General features: G+C 56.3%; 13 protein-coding genes and 1 other annotated feature. Of the genes, 3 read left to right on the top strand and 10 right to left on the bottom strand.

From position 1 onward, the window contains the following. Positions 1 to 167: 167 nt before the first annotated feature. The 8 genes from VMW13_07145 to VMW13_07180 form a co-directional block, all read right to left on the bottom strand. Positions 168 to 1,052, bottom strand: coding sequence for a methylenetetrahydrofolate reductase (locus VMW13_07145; GenBank protein ID HUV44588.1), 885 nt, complete (start codon positions 1,050 to 1,052; stop codon positions 168 to 170). Positions 1,053 to 1,069: 17 nt separating this feature from the next. Continuing rightward, the gene (locus tag VMW13_07150; protein HUV44589.1) at positions 1,070 to 1,717 is read right to left on the bottom strand and encodes a methylenetetrahydrofolate reductase C-terminal domain-containing protein; all 648 of its coding nucleotides are present in this window, start codon (positions 1,715 to 1,717) and stop codon (positions 1,070 to 1,072) included. 70 nt (positions 1,718 to 1,787) lie between these two features. Then, complete coding sequence (gene nuoF, locus VMW13_07155) at positions 1,788 to 4,844, bottom strand: NADH-quinone oxidoreductase subunit NuoF (GenBank protein HUV44590.1); 3,057 nt, start codon at positions 4,842 to 4,844, stop codon at positions 1,788 to 1,790. Positions 4,845 to 4,849: 5 nt separating this feature from the next. Continuing rightward, positions 4,850 to 5,317: an NADH-quinone oxidoreductase subunit NuoE gene (gene nuoE / locus VMW13_07160; GenBank protein ID HUV44591.1), complete on the bottom strand. Its 468-nt coding sequence runs from the start codon at positions 5,315 to 5,317 to the stop codon at positions 4,850 to 4,852. After that, positions 5,310 to 8,003, bottom strand: coding sequence for a formate dehydrogenase subunit alpha (gene fdhF / locus VMW13_07165; GenBank protein HUV44592.1), 2,694 nt, complete (start codon positions 8,001 to 8,003; stop codon positions 5,310 to 5,312). The genes nuoE and fdhF overlap by 8 nt, the downstream gene beginning before the upstream one ends. 59 nt (positions 8,004 to 8,062) lie before the next feature. Next, positions 8,063 to 8,848, bottom strand: coding sequence for a response regulator (locus VMW13_07170; GenBank protein HUV44593.1), 786 nt, complete (start codon positions 8,846 to 8,848; stop codon positions 8,063 to 8,065). 287 nt (positions 8,849 to 9,135) lie between these two features. Beyond that, positions 9,136 to 9,789 carry a response regulator transcription factor gene (locus VMW13_07175; protein HUV44594.1) on the bottom strand — a complete coding sequence of 218 codons (654 nt, stop codon included), beginning with the start codon at positions 9,787 to 9,789 and terminating at the stop codon, positions 9,136 to 9,138. Then, a complete protein-coding gene (locus tag VMW13_07180; GenBank protein HUV44595.1) occupies positions 9,758 to 11,014 on the bottom strand; it encodes a GAF domain-containing sensor histidine kinase in 1,257 nt (418 codons plus the stop codon). Before VMW13_07180 ends, VMW13_07175 begins: the two co-directional genes overlap by 32 nt. Positions 11,015 to 11,791: 777 nt before the next feature. Between VMW13_07180 and VMW13_07185 the strand changes: the two genes are divergently transcribed. The 3 genes from VMW13_07185 to VMW13_07195 all read left to right on the top strand — a co-directional run bounded on the left by VMW13_07185 (position 11,792) and on the right by VMW13_07195 (position 17,566). Further along, entirely contained in the window at positions 11,792 to 13,930 is a 2,139-nt protein-coding gene (locus tag VMW13_07185; protein ID HUV44596.1) for an ATP-binding protein, read from the top strand. 949 nt (positions 13,931 to 14,879) lie between these two features. After that, positions 14,880 to 16,244 (top strand): TrpB-like pyridoxal phosphate-dependent enzyme, encoded by a 1,365-nt coding sequence (locus VMW13_07190; GenBank protein ID HUV44597.1) that lies wholly within the window; start codon positions 14,880 to 14,882, stop codon positions 16,242 to 16,244. Positions 16,245 to 16,432: 188 nt separating this feature from the next. Next, positions 16,433 to 17,566, top strand: a complete 1,134-nt coding sequence (locus VMW13_07195; GenBank protein ID HUV44598.1) for a trypsin-like peptidase domain-containing protein — start codon at positions 16,433 to 16,435, stop codon at positions 17,564 to 17,566. On the opposite strand, the gene ileS is transcribed toward VMW13_07195, so the two are convergent. Continuing rightward, positions 17,563 to 20,610, bottom strand: coding sequence for an isoleucine--tRNA ligase (ileS, locus tag VMW13_07200; protein ID HUV44599.1), 3,048 nt, complete (start codon positions 20,608 to 20,610; stop codon positions 17,563 to 17,565). The two genes, VMW13_07195 and ileS, sit on opposite strands and share 4 nt — an antisense overlap. Before the next feature lie 33 nt (positions 20,611 to 20,643). Then, positions 20,644 to 20,909, bottom strand: a binding site (T-box leader). Between the two features lie 76 nt (positions 20,910 to 20,985). Next, entirely contained in the window at positions 20,986 to 21,114 is a 129-nt protein-coding gene (locus VMW13_07205; GenBank protein HUV44600.1) for a R3H domain-containing nucleic acid-binding protein, read from the bottom strand. Between the last annotated feature and the right edge of the window lie 8 nt (positions 21,115 to 21,122).

Consider the following 21,122-nt stretch of genomic DNA (forward strand, 5'->3'; position numbering starts at 1 on the left):
TACTGAAATAACAAGAGGACGGTATAGACCTTGCCACCGGTAATACTGAAGCCCACTACCGCGCGACGGGTCGCATAGTGCTGGGCTCCGTGATACCCGGCTGGCCCGACGTTGCGCGCTGACAGCCCCAGACGAGGGTCTTAAGAAGCCTTTGGATAAGAAGTGGCCTAGATTCCGGCAGCAGCCAGGATGTCGGGAACCACTTCCTCTCTACCGATGGCCATGATGTGGACGCCGTCGCAGACGGAGTCTCTCTTCAAACCGGCAATCATCCGCCCGGCAATCTCGATGCCTTTGGCCAATGCCCCGCCCTTGGGTGCGGCTGCCAGCTCGTCGATCAGATTCTGGGGCACGAAGATGCCGGGAACGTTCTCGGTCATGTACCGCGCCATTCTGGCTGATGAGAGCAGGACTATCCCGGCAAGGACTTTGACCGGGAACTGACGAGCGTACTGCATGAAGCTGCTGAACCTGTCCAGGTCGTAGATCGCCTGGGTCTGGAAGAACTCGGCTCCTGATTCTACCTTTTTCTCAAACTTTATTAGCTGAGGCTCGATTGGCTGTGCCTCCGGTGTGACGATGGCGCCGATGCAGAACTCCACTGCTCCATCAAGGTCGTTCCCACCCATGTCCTGCCCTGATTCCATCAGGCGAATGGTCCTCAGCAGCTGCGAGGAATCGAGGTCGAAGACGCCTTTGGCCTCCTTATGGTCGCCCACCAGCACAGCATCCCCGGTGAGACAAAGGACGTTCCGTATTCCCCTGGCATGTGCCAGCAGAAGCTCGGCCTGCAGAGCCAGGCGATTACGGTCGCGACACGTCATTTGCAGAATAGGCTCGCCACCTTGTTCCTTAATGGCGAGGCAGCCACCGATGGACGGGAATCGCATCACTGAACTCTGGTGGTCAGTGACGTTGATCGCGTCGACGCTATCCTTGAGAATATCTATGTGGTGATACATTTTCTCAAGGTTGGTTCCCTTCGGCGGCGCAACCTCGCTGGTGACTACGAACTTGCCAGAATTGAGGGCACTCCTGAATCCGGACGCCATTATACTGCCCACCTCACTCACTGTATTTGGACCATTCTCGGTCTGGGTAATACCTGAGAGTTCCGGGGAGGATGGTATTTTCGCATCAAATCGAGCCTGTCCTGGTCTTTAAGTCGCTGGTAAATGAGAGTCCATGCACAGTCCTTCTCCTTATCTACCTCACACTTACCATCGTTAGTACCACCGCATGGTCCGTTTACCAGTTGTTTGTGGCAGGCCGTTATCGGGCAGATGCCCGCTGTCTCCCCGAGCAGGCACTGGCCACACTGGGCACAGACTTCAGTGAAATAACCCGGGGCATTTTCCACTGCAATGAACAGCGTGTCCAGGGCAGGGATAACAGGATGGTTGATATACAGCCCCATCCGGTGCACGCCCAGCGCACAGGTCATTGCCAGTATACAGCCGGCATCCTGAATAGCCCGGCTGTTTTCCTTCATGGAAACCCCGGTCATTTCATCGCAAGCCGTGGGAATAACCGTCCAGCCACTGACCCGTTTACCCGTTTCCTGGAGACGGTCCTTCATCTCAAGAACCTGGTCAATCCCTCCCGTCCTGGTCATGGTAGTACAGGTACCACAGCCAATAATGAAGAGTCTGTCAAAGCTGGTTAACTGCTCCTTGATCTCCTCAAACTGCTTCAGTCTTGTTATTGATTTCATCATAATCTCCCCGCGGGGCGAACAGCATCACCCGGTTACTTCTCCAGGTCACAGCGCAGGCATCCCTGCGCGACTACCTTTCCAGGTCACAGCGCAGGCATCGCCTGGCTTCCTGTCCGGCTCTCTCCTCAGAGAAGGCAAGTTCTACCTCGGCAAAGCTGGTCTTTCTCTCATGAGTCGGAAGCAGGGACGCCGCCAATCTTGGCTGTTTCTCCCATACCTCATCAGTCTCCAGGTCCGGCAACTCACCACTCACCGGTGATTTGAGATCATACATCTCGACCCGTGAGGTATCACCCCTGATATACTTATCGATGGCGAAAGCCGCCCTCCTGCCGGCAGCGATTGCGTCAATAACCATCCCCGGGCCAGTAACAAAGTCACCACCTGCGAATACGCCTTCAACATTCGTGGCAAGGGTATTACTATCAACAACCAGGGTCTCCCAGCGAGTCCTTTCCAGGGCACTGTCCACAGGCAGGAAGGAAAGGTCGGGAGCCTGGCCTACGGCCGCAATTACGTTATCTGCCTCAATAAAGAGTTCCGAGCCGGGAATGGGGAGCGGCCGACGCCGTCCACTCTCATCAGGTTCACCCAGCCTCATCCGGCTGCATTGCAAGCCCGTCACTTCCCAGTCCTGGCTGACTACCCTGGTAGGACTTACCAGGAAATGGACCTGAACACCCTCAGCAATAGCCTGTTCGTACTCCACTTCTGTGACCGGCATCTCTTCCCGGGACCTTCGATAGAAGATATTGACCTCTTCCGCACCGAGTCGGAGGGCGGTACGCGCCGCGTCCAGCGCCACATTACCGCCCCCGATTACGGCTACCCGGCGACCAATCTCCACCTGCCTGCCCGTTTTGATATCCCTGAGGAATCTCAACCCATAGAAGAAACCTTTGATGTCCTCCAGTTCACCGGGTATACCAACACGCTGGCTCCTCTGAGCGCCAGCCGCAATAAATACAGCCTCATAGCCATCTCTCTTGAGGTCTTCCACGGTGAAATTTACCGTAATCGGACTGTTATACCTGATATCCACTCCTCGTTTCGCGATGTAATCAATCTCTTTCTGAATAACCTCTCGAGGCAACCGGAACTCGGGGATCGCCACACTTAACATACCGCCACCCACGGGGAGGGCTTCAAAGGCCGTCACCGGATACCCCATTTGAGCCAGGAAGTAGGCACAGGATAGGCCGGTAGGACCAGCCCCGACTACGGCCACCCGCTGACTGCGCGTCTGCGGGAATGGCTCCGGGTCTTCAGTCACATTCTGAAAGTACCAGTCAGCGGCAAAACGCTTAAGCTCCCTGATGGCAACCGGGTCGTCCAGTTCTCCCCGTCGACACCTGAATTCACAGGGGTGGTTACAGATACGACCGCAGATAGCAGGGAATGGATTACGCTCCCGAATGGTATCTACAGCTTCCTGGTATTCACCGGCAGCAATATGAGCAACGTATTTGGGGACATTTATACCTGCAGGGCAGGTGTGCTGACATGGTGATATCATCAGGGCATCACAGACGGCTGCCGGACACTTCTTTTCCCTTATATGAGCATCAAACTCATCCCGGAAGTATTTTAACGTGGACAACACCGGGTTGGGTGAGGTCTGGCCGAGACCGCACAGTGAGCACTCCTTCACAGCAGCGGCAATATCAAGAAGGTCGTCAATATCCGCGTCACGGCCTTTGCCCTCGGTGATTCTGGTCAGAATCTCCAGCATTTGCCTTGTCCCCAAACGACAGGGCGTGCATTTCCCGCAGGACTCGGACTGGACGAAATTGAGGAAAAATCTGGCGATTTCAACCATACAGGTAGCCTCATCCATGACCACCATACCACCGGAGCCCATTATCGAGCCCAGTCCGGCCAGTGACTCGTAGTCCACGGACGTGTCAATCAGGCGAGCCGGGATGCAGCCTCCCGATGGGCCTCCGGTCTGCACTGCCTTGAAACGCTTGCCCCCTGGAATACCGCCACCAATATCCATAATAATGCGGGACAGAGGGGTACCCATTGGCACTTCTACCAGGCCACTGTTAGCAATCTTCCCGGTAAGGGCAAATACCGCCGTACCTTTGCTTTTCTCAGTACCGATGCCGGCAAACCACTCGGCGCCTCGCTCAATAATCACGGGCACTGAGACCAGTGTTTTCACGTTGTTGATTATCGTGGGTTGTCCGTCCAGACCCGACTGAGGGGGGAAAGGGGGACGAGGGCGGGGCATTCCCCGACGGCTCTCGATGGAAGCAATCAGGGCTGTCTCCTCACCACAAACGAAAGCACCGGCCCCCTCTTCCATATGCACTATAAAATTAAAACCGGAACCCATTACATCATTCCCAATGAATCCATTCTGCTGAGCCTGGCCAAGGGCAGTGACAATTCTATTTACGGCCAATGGGTATTCAGCACGGACATAGATATGACCCTCACTGGCTCCCACAGCATAGGCGGCAATGGTCAGCCCTTCCAGAACAGCGTGCGGGTCCGCCTCCAGGATAGAGCGGTCCATGAAGGCCCCCGGGTCTCCTTCGTCCGCGTTGCAGATGACGTATTTCACCAGGCCGGGCTCTTTCCGACACAACTCCCACTTCATACCAGTGGGGAACCCGGCCCCACCACGCCCACGAAGTCCGGACTTTTTTATCTCCTCAATCACCCGCTCGGGCGTCATGGTGGAAAGGACCTTACGCAAGGCCTGGTAGCCGCCGGCGGTAATGTAGTCTTCAATCCTCTCCGGATTGATATGACCGCAGTTACGCAGGATAACACGCTCCTGGTTACGGTAAAAGTTTATGTCTGAATAGCGTGGTACCGCCTGACCGGTTACCGGGTCATGATAGAAAAGCCGTTCTACCGGTTTGCCGTCCCGAAGGTGTGAGGTTATAATCTCGGAGGCATCCTCTGGTTCTACGTGGGTATAGAAGATACCATCGGGCTCGACGACAACGTTTGGACCTTGCTGGCAGAAACCATGGCACCCGGTGAAATCTACCCCGGCTACCGTAAGTTCCAGGCGGTCTACCTCTGTTTTAAGTGCCTCATAGACGTCATCACCGCCACCGGAGACACATCCTGTCCCGCGACAAACGTAAATAGTACCATGAAGCTCCATGTTGCCTAGTCCTTCCTGCTAAACAATCTGGCTACTTTCTTGGGGTTCATGTGACCGTGAGTAGTCATGTTGACAACCATATTAGGTGCCAGTGCGCAGCAACCAATGCAGGCCACCGTCTCCAGGGTGTACTCGAAGTCAGGGGTGGTCTCGTCCTCCTCGACACCGATCTGTTGCTTGACCAGCTTCAGTATCGTCTTCGCGCCCCGCACGTGACAGGCGGTCCCGCGACACACCCTGACTATGTTCTTCCCCCGTGGTGCGGTATAGATCTGAGCATAGAAGGTAACCACTCCCTGCACCTGACTGGGAAACAGGCCCAGACTCCTGGCAACAAGTGGCACCACTTCAGGGGGGATATAGCCGACCACCCGCTGAATCTCCTGGAGAAGGGGTATCAGTGCCCATCTTCGCTCCCGGTAGTCGGCTATGATACTGTTTACTTGCTCAAGGTCTGCTTTCACATCAGCCATCGGCACTGTTCCTTTCCAGTCTCACGGCATACGCTTTGAGAGACGGTGTCTTCGCCCGGGGGTCCAGCGCTACGTCAAACAGCCCGTTGACCGGACTCTCCGGAAACGACACCGGCATGAAAATGGTCCCTGAGGGTAGCGTATCGGTAACCCTTACGGCAGCAGTCACTTCGCCGACGGGTGAGACGACCTTGACGGCATCACCATCACCGAATCCGAGGTCTCCGGCATCTGCGTCGTTGATCTCCACCCAGGAGTGTGGCGAGAACCTCTTCAAGCGGGAAGCCTTTTGGCTCCTGGTGCCGCCACCAAAGTGGGGCAGCACCGACCCGGACAGCAATGTCAGTGGATATCCGTCTCCCGGCATATTCGCTGGCGGAGCATACTCTACAGGGGAGAACCGCCCGAAGCCGCTGGGGAACAGGCCCTTGTAGAGGCGTCTTCGTTCCGAAAAGCTGCTCTCCGGTTCGGCCCACTCCGGGTCCTCTGTATCCAGGCCGGTGCGGGTGGGGTGCTGGTACAGAGGCACGAGTTCCTCGATCTCGTCCATGACCTTTCGAGGAGTGGAATATGGCATCGGGTGTCCCATCCTCTCGGCCAACCGGAGAATTATCTGCCAGTCCGGCAGACTCCCTCCGGCAGGTTCAATAGCTCTGCGTACCCGCTGGACCCTCCCTTCGAAGTTGGTGAAAGTGCCCTCCTTCTCCGCAAAGCTTGCGGCAGGTAGAACCACCGCTGCCAACTCCGCGGTTTCCGTCTGGAACATGTCGACGACAACGAGGAACTCCAGTGAAGCAAGAGCGTCCCTGACCAGGGAAGGGGACGGGAAGGTTGAAACAGGATTTTCCCCCACAATCAGCATCCCTTTGATTCTTCCTGATGCTGCCTGCTCGATCATCTCCACAGCCGTAAGCCCGACCTCGGTCGGCAACTGGACTCCCCAGCGTACCTCGAAGCTCTTCCTGGCCCGAGCATCGTCCAGGCTCTGGTAGCCGGGCAGCGAATCAGGCAGACTGCCCATGTCACATGCCCCGTGAGCATTATTCTCGCGCTGCAGGGCGAAGATGCCTCCACGTCGACGGCCTATGTTCCCAGTGAGCATGGCTACGTTTGCGAGGGCAGTTACCGCGTCTGTGCCGGTCACGTGCTGGGTGATTCCATTGCCGTAGACGATCGAGGCCCGCTCCGCGCCAGCAAACAGGCGGGCAGCAAGTTGCACATCCCGACCGGGGACACCGGTCCGCTCTTCCATGTTCTCGGGACTGTCTATCTTCAGGCTCTTCACCAGCTCAGCATAACCGTCTGTCCTGCGGGTCACGAACTCCACGTCGAAGAGCTTTTCGTCAATGATTACCTTCGCCAGGCCGTTTATCAGGGCTACATCTGTGCCGATTTTCGGCCTCAACCAGAGGTGAGCGAACTGTGCCAGCTTCGTTTGTCGTGGGTCTACCAGCAGCAGCCTGGCGCCTCCATACTTGACGGCACGCTTGACAGCGTACCCCACCGCCGGAGCGGACGTAACGGGATCGGCTCCAATGACCATTATCACTTCTGACCGTTCCAGGTCGTCAAGGGAGCTTGTCGTGCCCGGAACACCGATAGACCATCCCAGACCGACCCTGCTGGCGGAGTTATACAGTCGGCTGCCGTTGTCGATATTGTTCGTACCCAGGACACCGCGGGCCAGTCTCTGCAGGAGGTAATTCTCTTCGTTGGTGCATTTGGAGGAACCAAGAATAGCCAGGCTCTCGGGGCCATGTTCTTCCTTTATTCGCCCGAATTCGGCAGCCGCTCTATCCAGGGCCTGCTCCCAGGTAACTGCTTCAAGACCTTCCGCCGTTTTGACCAGGGGGCTACCAAGTCTATCCGGACTGTGAATGAAATCGTAGCCGTAGCAGCCCCTCACACAGAGAGTGGCGTGGTTTACTTGACTCTCGGTGCCGGGCCTTACTCGTACCACCCGATTGTTCTTTGTCTCCAGGGATATGCTGCAGCCACAACCGCAGAAAGGGCACACCGTGTCAACAGCAGTGGTAGTCGTTCCCCGGTATGCCCTCTCCTTTTCCATCAGGGCACCGGTGGGACACAGCCCCACGCAGGTCCCGCAGAAGGTGCATTCGGACTTCTCCAGCGGTGTGTCGTTCAGTGTCGCCGGCTTGGAGGCGAATCCCCGGGCAAAGTAGTCGATTGCACCTTCAACAACAAGCTCCTGGTCGGCTCGGATACACTTGGCGCACAGTATGCACTTGGAGAGGTCTCTTTCGATGAACGGGTTGACTTCCTCAATGGTGGCCGACTGGGGGATTCTCTGGAACCGCACCAGCCCGATGCCCATCTCAGAGGCCAGCTTGCGTAGTTGGCAGCCATTGCCTCTGTCGCACACCAGACAGGAATCGGGATGGCTGGCAAGCAGGAGCTGGATGACCGTCTTCCGGCGCTCCATCACCCGCGGGGAACGGGTGTTGACTACCATGCCCGGGCTTATCGGAGAAACACAAGCCGCCAGCAGTTTCCCTGAAGGCTCGTCCTCTACCAGGCACAGCCGACAGGCACCAGTCGGGGTGAGGTGAGAATCATGACACATGGTGGGGATGTCCACGCCTGACTCTTGGGCCAGGTCCAGAATGGTCATACCTGAATGACCGCTTACCTCTACTCCGTCAAGGGTAATTGTAATCGCTTCCACCAATGCCCTCTCGTAACTCCGCTGGAACGACCTGGCTAACTACGTCTAGCCAGGCCTAACTAGGAAGCACTATGTACGAAACGCTTCCCTTGCTTCACTGACCTTATGCCGGCCAGCAGCTGAGAGCTGACGGCCGTTTTAGAAATGAAGCCCAGGGCACCTGCCTGGGAGCTGGCCACAACGTTTTCCTCATCATCGTACTGGGTAAGCATCAGCACCTTGCACAGTGGGCACTGCCTGGATATCTGTTCCGTAGCATCGAGACCATTCATTACTGGCATGATTATGTCCATCAGGACAACGTCAGGGTTAAGCTCGACGCTCTTCGCCAGTGCCTCCCTTCCGTTGACAGCTTCTCCAACCACCTCCACATCCCGCTGTACGGCCAGTACTGCCCGAATCCCGTCCCTGACCATGGCATGGTCGTCAGCTACCAGGACCGTAATCCTTTTGGTGACTCTGTCGAGCAACTTCTCGATACGAGGCAACAGCGCCACTGGCTCGATAGGTTTGGTCAGGAAATCATCGGCATCACATGTTATGCCTTCCTCTCTGCGCCAGCCCTGGACGAGTTGCTTTTCCCGTGGGGCATTGATAACCACGATTGGTATACCGCGGAACGGCGGTGTTTGCTTGAGCCAGTGGTGGAACAGGTATGCGTCTTCTCTGGGCATTATTGTCCCCAGAATAACGAGGTCAGGTCTTTCGTCTCTGGCCATTGCCTGAGCCTGGCTTCTGCTAGCGGCGGTGACAACCTCGTAGGACTTCGTCAGTAGAGCTGCCCGCATGGTCTGCGAGAAACCAGGCTCCTCGTCCACAATCAGTATCTTCGGTTTGTCTGCCATCTTCATCCTCCTTCCCCGGAACCGTCCCCCATACCTGGCGCGGCTGCCAGTCCACAGGTATCGGACCAGTCTTACTTCACAGCATAAGGTGCCCCACTGTCCTTCGCAACGGGGCTTCACCTTGATGGGGAGACATAAGACCCTTGGATTGTCCGGGATTATCCCCTGTCCGGGGGCACTGAGCTAGAGAAGCATGGATGGGCTGTTGATTGACGAGAAGAGGAAGGTTCCAGGGAACCTCGTGGCCGATTGGGGCAGAGTCCAGGACGTGATGGGATGTCCTGAAGTCAGATAGTGATGATGCCTTTCCGCAAGGCATACTTGACCAGGTCAATACGATTGTGGATGCCAAGCTTGGACATGAGTTTGGTCTTATGTCCCTCAACGGTCTTCGGCGTAATCACCAGCGTATCCGCCACTTCCTGCGTGGTGTATCCCTCCACAAGCAGCTTCAGTACGTCTCGTTCCCGGTCCGTCAATTGCTCGTAGGGGTCCTGTCTCGCCCGCCCGCCAGCCTCCTGCTGGAAATCTTCAACCAGGAGCCTGGCGACCGATGGAGAGAGGTAGGAATCTCCCTGGTACACAGAGCGGATACCTACGGTAAGCTCTGAAGATGCTGCTGTCTTGCTGATGAAACCGGAGGCCCCGGACTCAATGACCGGGAACACGTACTCCTTGTCATCATATTGAGTGAGTACCAGCACCCTTGTCCTTGGGAACTCCCTGCGTATCCTGCGTGTGGCTTCCAGTCCCCCCATGACTGGCATGGCTATGTCCATGAGCACTACGTCTGGCTCAAGCTCGCCAATCATCTTGAGGGCTTCGCTCCCGTTGGCGGCCTCACCTACTACCTGTATGTCTCCGGCGAGTGCCAGCAGGGCACAGACGCCATCCCGGACAATGGTATGGTCATCTACCACCAGTACTCTTATTCTCTGCATCCCTGTCACCTTGGGTAATGGGCATTCTTGCCCAGACAGTGGTTCCTTGTCCGGGCTGAGACTCAATGGCACAGGTGCCACCGAGAAGCCCCACTCTCTCCTTCATGCCAAAGACCCCTCGACCGCGGCCGCTCTCTTCAATGTCGGTGATTTCCGAGACATCGAACCCCTGACCATCATCGCTGATGCGCAGGAACAACTCATCGTCCTGATACGTGAGGACAATGGTTGCGTTGTCTGCCCCGGAGTGCTGGGCGATATTGCCTATGGCTCCCTGAGTCCAGCGAAAAAGCCCGGCCTCAACTTCCGGGGGCAGACGTCTGTCCTCCCCTTTGACTTTTACAGACACCTCGATGCCCAGAGAACTGAGGATGTTCTCAGCGTACTGGCGAATGGCAGGAACCAGTCCCAACGTATCCAGCAAGGAAGGGCGGAGGTCACGTATCAGCCTGCCTATCTCCTTATGCACCTGCACCGCCTGGGACTGTACGTTCTTCAACCTGGCTATCAACTCAGGGTCCTGGCTGCCAGACATCTCGGCCCGATCCACCAGTGCCTGCAGCTGGAGGGTCAATCCGGAAAGTGCCTGACTGGTTTCATCGTGGAGTTCACCGGCAAGTCTCCTTCGCTCTTCCTCTTCAGCCATCAGAGTCTGCCTTGCCAGCCGACGGTACCTTTCTCGAGCCCTTCTCAGCCGTTCGTACAACGCTGTGTGTTCAATGGCAATGCCAAGCTGATCCCCGATCGAGTGCAGCAGGTGCATGTCATTCGGGGTGAAGCGGCGCGGCAGGTGGCTGGCAACGTTCATTACGCCCAGAACCTTGTCCCTTGCCCGCAGCGGAACGCTGACGAATGCCTTCAGACCCTCATCACTCACCACGTCTGGGTGCGCAGTACGTGGGTCAGTGGAGATATCCTCCAGGAGAATCGCCTTGCCACTCTGAGCCACCCCACCGGCAATTCCTTCACCCCGATGCAGACGCATTTGCTCAACATATGCTGCGCTCAACCCACGGTGTACCCGGTACGAAAGCATCTGGGTCTGCTCGTCAAGTAGCAGGATACCACCGATAGTGCCGTCCATGATGTCCAGAACAGTATCCAGCGCGACGCCGAGGATGGCATCCAGATCCGTGAGGTCGCTCAGCGCTGCCGATACCCGACTCAAAGCCAGGATCTCCCGCTGACGCCTCTCCAACTCGTCCTGAGTGCTCTGTGACTCCATAGTCTCTACTGCGGTAGGATCTCTCCTTATTTCGACACGGCTGTTGCGTTCGTGTGACTATCGGGGACGGGATACGCGGTGATCTTGAGCTACGTGCTTGGTCGGGCGATGGGCACACCATGAGCGGCGGCTGCCACAGGGTCGCTCGGGGGGACTTCCACAGACAGAAGGACTGGTAGAGATGCAGTTGAGGGTCTGGCCCCGGTCATCCAAGGCCGCACGCGAATACCCATGCATGGAAGACTCGCCTCGCTCACGGAGACTGTGCCACAAGACCAACCTGGCAAACCCACCGCACATAGCTGCCTCCCATTCACGCATTGATAAGGTACAGTACGAGCGATACCTTGTCAAATGCTGATGTGTATCGACTACAAATGGTTCTCACCGTCGGTGAACATCATCTGCGAATGTCGGGCATTGGGGAGCCAATAATAGAGATGATAGAGGCCAACTAACCGTCAGACAGCAACCTATGCCCCCAGAATCTCCTTGTGACTGAGCGCCCTCTCCAGCGAAGTCTGGATCTTCATGTCGAGGAGTTCATCGTCAGCCGAAGGTCTCCCCCACTCCTGAAACCCAGCGATGACACTGAGTAGCAGTAAGCCGCGCTACACGTTCGGGCTGGGCCTGGCCCAGACTTCAAAATCCCTGGAGCGCGACCGGAAGTAGTCGGCGCACTCAGCCCTCGTCCCGGTAGAGCGGCGAGGACGCCTTCATGAAGCGCCGTATAATCCTCATCTCGGCGACTCGCCTCCCGCTGGCGGCTTCCTGTTCATGGCAGGTGGAGCATACAACCTGCTCAAACGTTACCGTACCTCTCACTCGTATGAGGAGAGGAATCGCATTCAGTACCTCCTCATAGGCGTACCCTTTCCCTTGGTGGGAGCCGCACTGGATGCTTTCACTGGCCTGCCCCCGGTTGCCATCTGGGGCAACCTGGTATTCTGCCTTATGTGCGGCATAGCCATTCTCAAATACCACCTGCTGGATATCCGTATCGTCCTCAAGAAAGGCCTGGTCTACCTCTTGCTGAGTGCCATCGTGGGCATCCCCTACGTAGGCACACTGGTAATTGTTAGCCGGCTTGTTGGTGGAACCGGAGCGCTGTGGAAGGTCCATGCCGGTGTGGTACTGCTTGCGGCCATCGCTCTTGGACCGCTGCATAGCTGGGCGCAGAGGATGGTCGACAAGCTGTTCTACCGCGAGAGGTACGACTACCTGAAGGCACTGCAACAGTTCAGTCACGAGACCCATAGCATCGCCAACATACAGAAGCTGGGCTCCAATATGGTCCAGCTTGTTGGCGGTGGGCTCCACGCATCGAGTTCGTGTCTTCTCCTCCCTTCCGAGAACAGAAATGGCTGGGTTGTTACGTCTGACTTCGGCCTCGAGCGTAGTCCCGAGGGAGTCATTCTCAAGCACCGTAGCGCTCTTCTCCGGTGGCTGAAACGCCATGGACGTGTGCTCTTCTCCATAGAATTGGACATCATTCCCGAGCTTGGGGGCATCAGTCGGAGTGAGAGGCAGAGCCTGGACATGCTGGGGGGCGAGCTGTTCGTCCCGATCAGAACGCGTCAGAGCGAACTTTCCGGGGTGCTGGTGCTGGGGAAGAAGCTCAGCCAGCAGCCCTATTCTGAGGAGGACACGAAGCTGATCACGGCAGTGGCCAGTCAGATGGCCATGGCATTCGAAAACGCAAGCTTGTACCGCAGGACGCTGAAAGAGGTAACCGAACGAAGCCAGGCAGAGGAACAGTTCCGCAAGTCGGAGGAGAAACTGCGTCTGATGTTTGAGTCCATGGCCGAAGGGATTGTGGTAACCGATCTCGACGCCAATATTATTGAGACCAACGAGGTGATGGTCAGCATGCACGGTTACGCCAGCAGGGACGAGTTCACCGGGCGGAGTATCGTGATCCTGGTGGCTACCAAAGACCATGCCAGGATCATGGAGGACATGGGAAACACTCTGAACACAGGGTTTACTAGAGGCCTTTACTACGACTTCCTGACCACCGATGGAGTCCAATTCCCCGTCCGGTTGAGTATGGCACTGCTCAAGGATCCCTCAGACAGGCCTGCGGGATTTGTAGTCGTTGCCGAAGACGTCAGCGAATCCAGGAAGATGGAGGAGCAACTCCAACACTCCCAGTTGCTGGCCTCACTGGGAGAGATGACTGCTGGAATAGCCCACGAGGTTAATAACCCATTGGCAACAGTGCTGCTCTACTCTGAGATGCTGATGGACAGCGAAGTGCCCAGAGAGATCAATCGGGACCTGAGAATCGTGCATGATGAAGTGAAGCGGGCCGCGCAAATAATGACCAACCTCCTGACGTACAGCTGCCAGTCGACATCCAAGGTACGCCGCCTCAACCTGAACAATATCCTCAGAAAGGTCACGGACATGCGGCGGTACACGCAGACGGTGCAGAACATCACTGTTTACGTTGACCTACCCGAGGAACAAATCACGGTAAGAGGAAACGCGTCCCAGCTAACCCAGGTCTTCATGAACCTCTTGGTAAACGCCGAGGAGGCTGTGCTTGAGAGTGAGGACAGGACCATTGTCATCACCGCAGGGATCGACGGCGATTGGGTCAAGGTATCCGTCGCGGACACCGGAACCGGCATACCCGAGGAGAATTTGGGCCAGGTGTTTTATCCCTTCTTTAGCACAAAGCGGAACAGGAAGGGCACCGGACTCGGACTGAGCATCTGCTACGGCATAGTCACCGAACACGGGGGGCTGATACACGTGGAGAACAACCCGACGGGTGGTGCTAATTTCTCCGTGGAGTTACCATTGTCAACGAGCCAGAAAAAGGCAAGCCTGTCGGGGCGAGAGCACAGGCGACTGCCGACTCACTATCCCCACGGTAAACCAGCTCCCTTGTCACCGAGTAGCACTTGAGGTGCTGACCCACCTACTGGGATTCGTCTTCGGTGGGAAACATGATCCTCAGTTCCCTGGGTCTCTCGCCAAAAACCACCGCAGTAGACAAGTGCAAAGGTTTTAAAGAAGGCTTTGGCTAGTTTATTCCACTCTTTAACAGGGTGATGAAAAGGTGAGTCCAGAGGGAGCCCCCTCAGAAGGGGGGGAGCCCCCTTATGGCAGGGGTGTCTGGGTGTTATTCTTACAGAATGACGTGGGCAGAATCCGAAACCAGATTCTGCCGGTGTCCCCCAGATATAGTGGGGTTGGTCGAAAGGATTTTTCCTCACTTGCCTAATGGTCGCGGCCCGGAGAGAGCTATATCAATATTGACGGACGAGTATTCCGAGGGCTGTGGTGCCCAGCTGGCATGTCGAGGGACTGTTGCAGGCCATGTAGTTCCTATTGACAAACAAGGAGCCTCATGTTATGGTTACTAGCAACCGTGCTGTCGAAGACAGCAACCCTGCTATGTTCGATAGCAGGCATAATATGGTAAAGGCTGCGAACAGGACTAGTACACTTCCAGCGAGGTTCAGAGAGTCGGGTAAGGTGTGAGCCGATACCGGCGCAGAAGTCGAATGGACCTGGGAGCCGCAAACCGAAAGTGGCCGGTCTGAGACCGGGTAACGAGTAGGCTTTGTCGCCGGGGAAGCGTTATCAATCCCAGGGTATCGGGACCAGCCCCGGTACCTGATTGAGATGGGGCCGACTCCTGACGGGGTCGGGGCCTGTGAATTAGGGTGGCACCGCGGAGATAAACCTCTCGTCCCTTTGGGGATGGGAGGTTTTGAATTTCCTGTAAGTGACAGGAACCAAGAGGAGGTGACGATTTGCTGATAAAATCACTACGCTGGCCCTGCGGGGCCAAATTATAGTGATATGTGGTTGATATTGAAATTACCTGGAATATCTGAAAGGAGAGAAAATGGATAGAGCGAAGTTTATTCTTGATGAAAAGGACATGCCGACTGCCTGGTATAACATCCAGGCGGACCTGCCCGAGCCGCTTCCGCCACTTCTGCATCCAGCCACCAAGGAACCCACGATTCTTCCACCACCACTTTTCGTTGAAGCCCTGAACGAACAGGAGTTCAGCACGGAGCGTTGGATTGACGTCCCGGAAGAGGTGCAGGAAATCTACCGTACCTGGAGACCGACCATCCTGCACCGGGCACACCGCCTGGAGAAAGCGCTGGATACCCCGGCCAAGATATTCTACAAGTATGAGGGTACCAGCCAGGGCGGGAGCCACAAGCCGAACACGGCAGTTGCCCAGGCATACTACAATAAGCAGGCGGGAGTTAAGCGTATAGCCACCGAGACCGGGGCCGGGCAGTGGGGCAGTGCGCTATCGATGGGCTGCATGTTCTTCGGCCTGGAACTCAAGGTCTACATGGTCAGGATCAGCTACAACCAGAAGCCCTACCGCCGCATACTGATGGAGACCTGGGGGGCCACCTGCGTCGCCAGCCCCAGCGAAGATACCAATATCGGGCGCACCATCCTCGGGCAAGACCCGGATTCCCCGGGCAGCCTCGGTATGGCCATTAGTGAAGCGGTAGAGGATGCCGCCACCCATGATGATACCAGGTACTCGCTGGGCAGCGTGCTCAACCACGTGCTGCTTCACAACACAATCAATGGTCTGGAGACAAAGAAGCTGATGGAGGAGCAGACAGACACCTACCCCGATATTATTGTCGGTTGCGTTGGTGGCGGCTCTAACTTTGCCGGAATGTTCCTGCCATTTGTCAAGGACAAGATCGATGGTACCAGACCGGACCTGCGCATTATCTGCGTAGAGCCGACCAGTTGTCCCACGTTGACCAAGGGGCCCCTGGCCTGGGACTTCGGAGATGTTGCCGGTATGGCCCCGATAGCCTTCATGAATACCCTGGGACATGGCTTTATACCACCTCCAGTCCACGCCGGTGGCCTTCGCTATCACGGCATGGCACCCATCATCTGCCACCTGGTGAAGCTCGGTCTGGTTGAAGCCACGGCAGTGCCACAGATGGCCACCTTCGAGGCCGGGGTGACTTTTGCCCGAACCGAAGGCATCCTTTCCGCACCCGAGACCAACCATGCCATCAGGGTAACGATTGACGAAGCCCTGAAATGCAAGCAGACCGGCGAGTCAAAGACCATCCTGCTGGCCCATAGCGGACATGGTCATTTCGACCTGGCGGCTTATGATGCCTATCTATCAGGCAAGCTTGAGGACTATGACTACCCCGAGGAGAAGGTCAAGGAAGCGCTTGCCTCACTACCACAGGTAGACCGGCAGTAGAACAGCCACACCTGGAACACATTCAGGGGGGCAGGCGAAAGCCTGCTCCCCTTCTTCATCAATTCAACAGGACCTTAATGATTCCTTAATAATCTGTTGCTAAGTTAGAGTAACAGACAGCTCCGGCTGCCTTGTCTTGACACTGCTTTCATAGCGGGGTTATCATTAAACTGATGGTGGTGATGTTGATGAAACTCAGGCATTTGGTCCTCTCAATTGCGCTTGTCGTGTCGTTGCTTTTTACCCTCGGTTGTGATCTGATACCGGAGCTGGAATCGTCAGAACCGCAGGAACCACCCGCTACCATAAAAGTTGAAGAGGAAGAGGTAAATCCCATAAACCCTGATTGGGAGGTATCCTCTTCAGGCGACCAATCAGAAGCGCTGCCCAGCATTGCCGATGTTGTTGCCAGGGTCAAACCGTCAGTGGTTGCTATTACCGTTGAGGTAGTGAGCCTTGATGTTTTTAATCGGCAGTACACCCAGGAGGGCGGCGGTTCGGGCTGGATTATCGATGAAAGCGGCATTATCGTGACGAACGCCCACGTTGTCAGCGGCGCGATAAATATCACGGTAACCCTGGATGACGAAAGGGTAATTCCGGTGGATATTACTACTGTGGCCATGGACCCGCAGACGGACCTGGCTGTACTCAAGATAGACGCCGGGAAGCTGCCTGCGGTGGCCGTGGGTGATTCTGACGAACTGAGAGTTGGTGACTGGGTAATCGCCATCGGCAATTCTCTGGGCTTTGGTATAAGGGCAACCCTCGGAATCGTCAGCCAGAACGATGTTGCCGTTAACGAAGAGCTGGGCCAACCGCTCAGGTTAATAGAGACCGATGCGGCCATCAATCCCGGCAACAGCGGGGGGCCGCTGGTGAACGTGGCCGGTGAGGTGATTGGCATCAATAGCGCCAAAATCCAGGCGGTTGAGGTAGAAGGCGTTGGTTGGGCAATCGCCAGCACCGATGCCCTTCCCATCATCCAGAGCCTGATCAAGATGGGCTACGTTGTCCGCCCATGGCTCGGTGTGGGCACCCAGACTGTCAATCCCACCACCGCCTTCTGGCAGCGGCTACCCGTTGATACCGGGGTGCTGATAACCAACGTGGCCGCGGACAGCCCGGCTGACCGGGCGGGACTCGAGGATGGAGATGTCGTCGTCAGCTTCAATGGTGTCCAGGTGACCACCGCCTACGAGATGGTCACCGGTATACACGCCACGGAGGTCGGACAGACGATAGAGATAGTCTACTGGCGGGGTGACCAGAAGCAGACCACACAGGCAACTCTGGTGGAGAGTCCCCCGCCCGAGGGCTAAGCCTCACGCCTCACTCCCAGTTTGATATCATGCCCGACCAGCTTGTAGCTCGCGGTAAAAGCATCCGTCTCCGGCACTCCCTCAGCAAGTTGTCGTGACAGCGTTTCCTGCCTGATGTAGTCGGCCCAGTCCTCCATAACCTGCCTGATATAAGTATCACCTTCGTAGAAGGTGGTGATGTGGTCCGCGATATTGAAACCGGCTGAGCGACGCATTGTCTGGAGCCGGTGCACCACCTCCCGCGCCATGCCTTCTGCGGCCAACTCCGGGGGAATGTCTATGGTTATGCCTGTAGAACCAGCTGCTTCGACTTTCACTTCATAAAGACCCTGTGCAGCCTTCGTGTCTATTACATCCGGAGCTTCGCGAATAATATCCTTTACGTTCAACTCCTCCATTATCTGTAGCTTGACTCTATCCAGGTCGCTCTGACTCTTTATGAGAGTAGTTGATGCCATCGCCAGAGGTTGTCGTACCTTGATGCCGGCCTGACTGCGGGCTGCCCGTCCCTGGTTGCTCACCTTCATCGCCAGGCGCGTAACCTCCGATAGCTTCCCGTCTATCAGCGTCTCGTCGGCAATTGGGAAGTCGGCCAGGTGCACGCTGTCCGGGGCTTCCGGAAAGACGGAACAGACCAGGTTCTGGTATAGCTCCTCGGCGAGGAACGGTGTGAACGGCGCCATTAGCCTGGACAATGTCCCCAGGCACTCGTAGAGTGTGTTATAAGCGGCCAGCTTATCAGCGTCATTCTCACTCTTCCAGAACCGTCTCCGGCTGCGGCGCACATACCAGTTGGACAGGACATTAACGAAGTCCTCTATCTTGCGTCCTGCTCCGGTCGGGTCGTAGTCATCAAGACCGGCATCGACGTCCCTGACGAGCTGATTAAGCTCGGAGAGTATCCATCGGTCAAGCTCCGAATATTCCAGCAGCGTGTTATCGTGTCCGGGGGTGAACTCGTCTATGTTAGCGTAGGTAATGAAAAAGGAGTAGACATTCCAGAGGGTCATCAGGAGACGCCGCGATATCTCAGTGAGCAGACCTTCGTCAAATCGCATGGAGTTCCCCACGGGTACGGACGTGAAAAAGGACCACCGCAGAGCGTCGGCACCGAACTTATTGATTACGGCCCACGGGTCAACGATATTCCCCTTGCTCTTGCTCATCTTCTCGCCTTTAGCGTCCAGGATATGACCGTGGCAGATAACATTGCGATAACAGGGCCGGTCGAAGAGAAGGGTGGAAATGGCGTGCAGGCTGTAGAACCATCCGCGCGTCTGGTCGATAGCCTCGCAGATATAGTCGGCCGGAAAGCGCCCGTCTTCCAGTAGGGTTTCATTCTCAAATGGGTAGTGGTCCTGGGCCAGTGGCATTGCCCCGGAGTCGAACCAGCAATCGATTACCTCCGGTACCCGCCGCATCTCACCACCACATTCGGTGCACTTAAGCGTTATCCCGTCAACGAAGGGACGGTGCAGGTCCAGGGGTTCCTCCAGTCCGGTGGCGCCCATTTCTCCCAGCTCGCTAACACTACCAACACATTCGAACTTGCCGCAGGACGGGCACTGCCAGACCGGAAGGGGAGTCCCCCAGTAGCGCTCCCGTGAGAATGCCCAGTCGACATTGTTCTTCAGCCAGTCCCCGAAACGGCCGTACTTGATATGCTCCGGGTACCAGTTTATCTCGTCATTACCCCTCAGAAGACTGTCCTTAACGGTGGTAGTCCTGATGTACCAGGTCTGCTTGGCGTAGTAGAGCAGGGGGGCATCACAGCGCCAGCAGAACGGGTAAGTGTGCAGGACTGACTCGCTGCGAAAGAGCAGCCCTCTCTTCTCAAGGTCATCCAGCACCAGCGGGTCGGCGTCTTTGACGAACCTGCCCGAGAAGGGATAGTTGCCGCTGATATTACCCTGGAGGTCGACGTGATGGACGAAATCGAGGTCGTTGTCCTGCCCGGCCTGGTAGTCGACTTCGCCGTAGGCGGGAGCGACATGGACAATGCCGGTACCCTCTTCCATAGAGACGAAGTCAGTGGCAATCACGCGGTAGGTCAGGTTATCGTCCGGCTCCTGCACAGGCAGTTCAGAACGCTCCTGGAAACGCTGTCGCTCCACGTTGAATGAGTCTGGATTGAAAAGCGGTTCGTATCTCACACCGGCCAGCTCTTTCCCCTGGAAAGTCCCTGCCACCGTGCGGTCACCCAGACCTGTCACCAGTAACAGCGCTGATGCCATAATCAGGTACTCACCGTCAACCTCAACGACCGCGTATTCATCATCAGGGGCTACAGCCAGGGCAGTGTTACCCGGCAATGTCCAGGGAGTGGTTGTCCAGGCCAGGAGGTAGGTCTTCTCTTGGCCAACCAGGTCTCGCAGTCTCTCCGGAAGCTCGTCGCCCGAAGGGACGATTCTGAACTTGATGTACACCGAGGGGTCTTCGGTGTTTTCCTTGTAGCCCTGGGCGACCTCATGGGAGCTGAGCGACGTACCACAGCGCGGGCAGTGGGGTGTGACTCTATAGCCCTGGTAGACCAGACCCTTGTCCCACATCTGTTTTATCGCCCACCAGACGGACTCAATGTAGTTGTTGTCCATGGTCACGTAGGCATGCTCCATGTCGGTCCAGTATGCGATGCGCTCAGTCAGGTCTTCAAACTCCTTGATATAGAGGGAGACGCTCTCGCGGCAGCGGTCATTGAATCGCTCGATGCCGTACTCCTCAATATCTGCCTTACCGGAGAAGCCAAGTTCCTTCTCTACCTCCAGCTCTACCGGCAGGCCGTGCGTGTCCCAGCCTCCAATTCGCGGAACGTAGTAGCCTTTCATTGTCTTGTAGCGGGGGATAATGTCTTTAAGGACACGGGGCATTACCCAACTAACGCCAGGCTTGCCGTTGGTGGTGGGTGGGCCTTCATACAGGACGAAACGGGGGCCGTTCCGGCGTTCATCAACACTCCTGATGAACGTATTATTCTTCCGCCACAGGTCGAGTATTCTCTCCTCCACCTGTGGGAAACTCACCCTGCTGCTCACCGGTTGAAACATGGCTATCACCCCCTATAAAGAAAATATCCCGCCCCAAGGGACGGGATTAATTATAACCCGCGGTACCACCCTACTTCTCCGGGAATAGGCCGGAGCACTTATCCAGGGTACGTATTCATACCCCCGTCAGGGATAACGGCTGACGACTCCGGCCAAGTCTACACAACTACCAGCTTCGCTGGTGGCCTTCGGTTGGCAGCTCGGGAGGGATTTTCGGAAAGCCGGCTACGTCTGCTCGCACCATACCAGACTCGCTGGGTACCGGTGTCTCTCCTACTCTTCTCCGTCAACGCACTTACACTTCAAAGGTTAACACGTTATGGAAAACAAAGCAAGTGAAGGGACATTCCATGAACCTGTTTTATTGCCGTAAAGCTAGCTCTGACTACCCTGGTCGGGCAGAATCATTACCTTGCGGGCGTCGCCCTCACCGGTGCTTTCTGTGGTGACATCGGGATGGTCTGTCAGGGCCAGGTGGATGATGCGTCTCTCGTAGGCAGGCATCGGCTCCA

It is taken from the genome of Dehalococcoidales bacterium, from assembly GCA_035529395.1.
Taxonomy (GTDB): domain Bacteria; phylum Chloroflexota; class Dehalococcoidia; order Dehalococcoidales; family Fen-1064; genus DUES01.

Coding starts and splice junctions, on each gene's coding strand:
- VMW13_07150 (HUV44589.1), bottom strand. CDS start 1,717: ATGATGAAATCAATAACAAGACTGAAGCAGTTTGAGGAGATCAAGGAG.
- nuoF (HUV44590.1), bottom strand. CDS start 4,844: ATGGAGCTTCATGGTACTATTTACGTTTGTCGCGGGACAGGATGTGTC.
- VMW13_07205 (HUV44600.1), bottom strand. CDS start 21,114: ATGCCTGCCTACGAGAGACGCATCATCCACCTGGCCCTGACAGACCAT.
- VMW13_07175 (HUV44594.1), bottom strand. CDS start 9,789: ATGCAGAGAATAAGAGTACTGGTGGTAGATGACCATACCATTGTCCGG.
- VMW13_07145 (HUV44588.1), bottom strand. CDS start 1,052: ATGGCGTCCGGATTCAGGAGTGCCCTCAATTCTGGCAAGTTCGTAGTC.
- VMW13_07190 (HUV44597.1), top strand. CDS start 14,880: ATGGATAGAGCGAAGTTTATTCTTGATGAAAAGGACATGCCGACTGCC.
- nuoE (HUV44591.1), bottom strand. CDS start 5,317: ATGGCTGATGTGAAAGCAGACCTTGAGCAAGTAAACAGTATCATAGCC.
- VMW13_07170 (HUV44593.1), bottom strand. CDS start 8,848: ATGGCAGACAAACCGAAGATACTGATTGTGGACGAGGAGCCTGGTTTC.
- VMW13_07185 (HUV44596.1), top strand. CDS start 11,792: ATGGCAGGTGGAGCATACAACCTGCTCAAACGTTACCGTACCTCTCAC.
- ileS (HUV44599.1), bottom strand. CDS start 20,610: ATGTTTCAACCGGTGAGCAGCAGGGTGAGTTTCCCACAGGTGGAGGAG.
- VMW13_07180 (HUV44595.1), bottom strand. CDS start 11,014: ATGGAGTCACAGAGCACTCAGGACGAGTTGGAGAGGCGTCAGCGGGAG.
- VMW13_07195 (HUV44598.1), top strand. CDS start 16,433: ATGAAACTCAGGCATTTGGTCCTCTCAATTGCGCTTGTCGTGTCGTTG.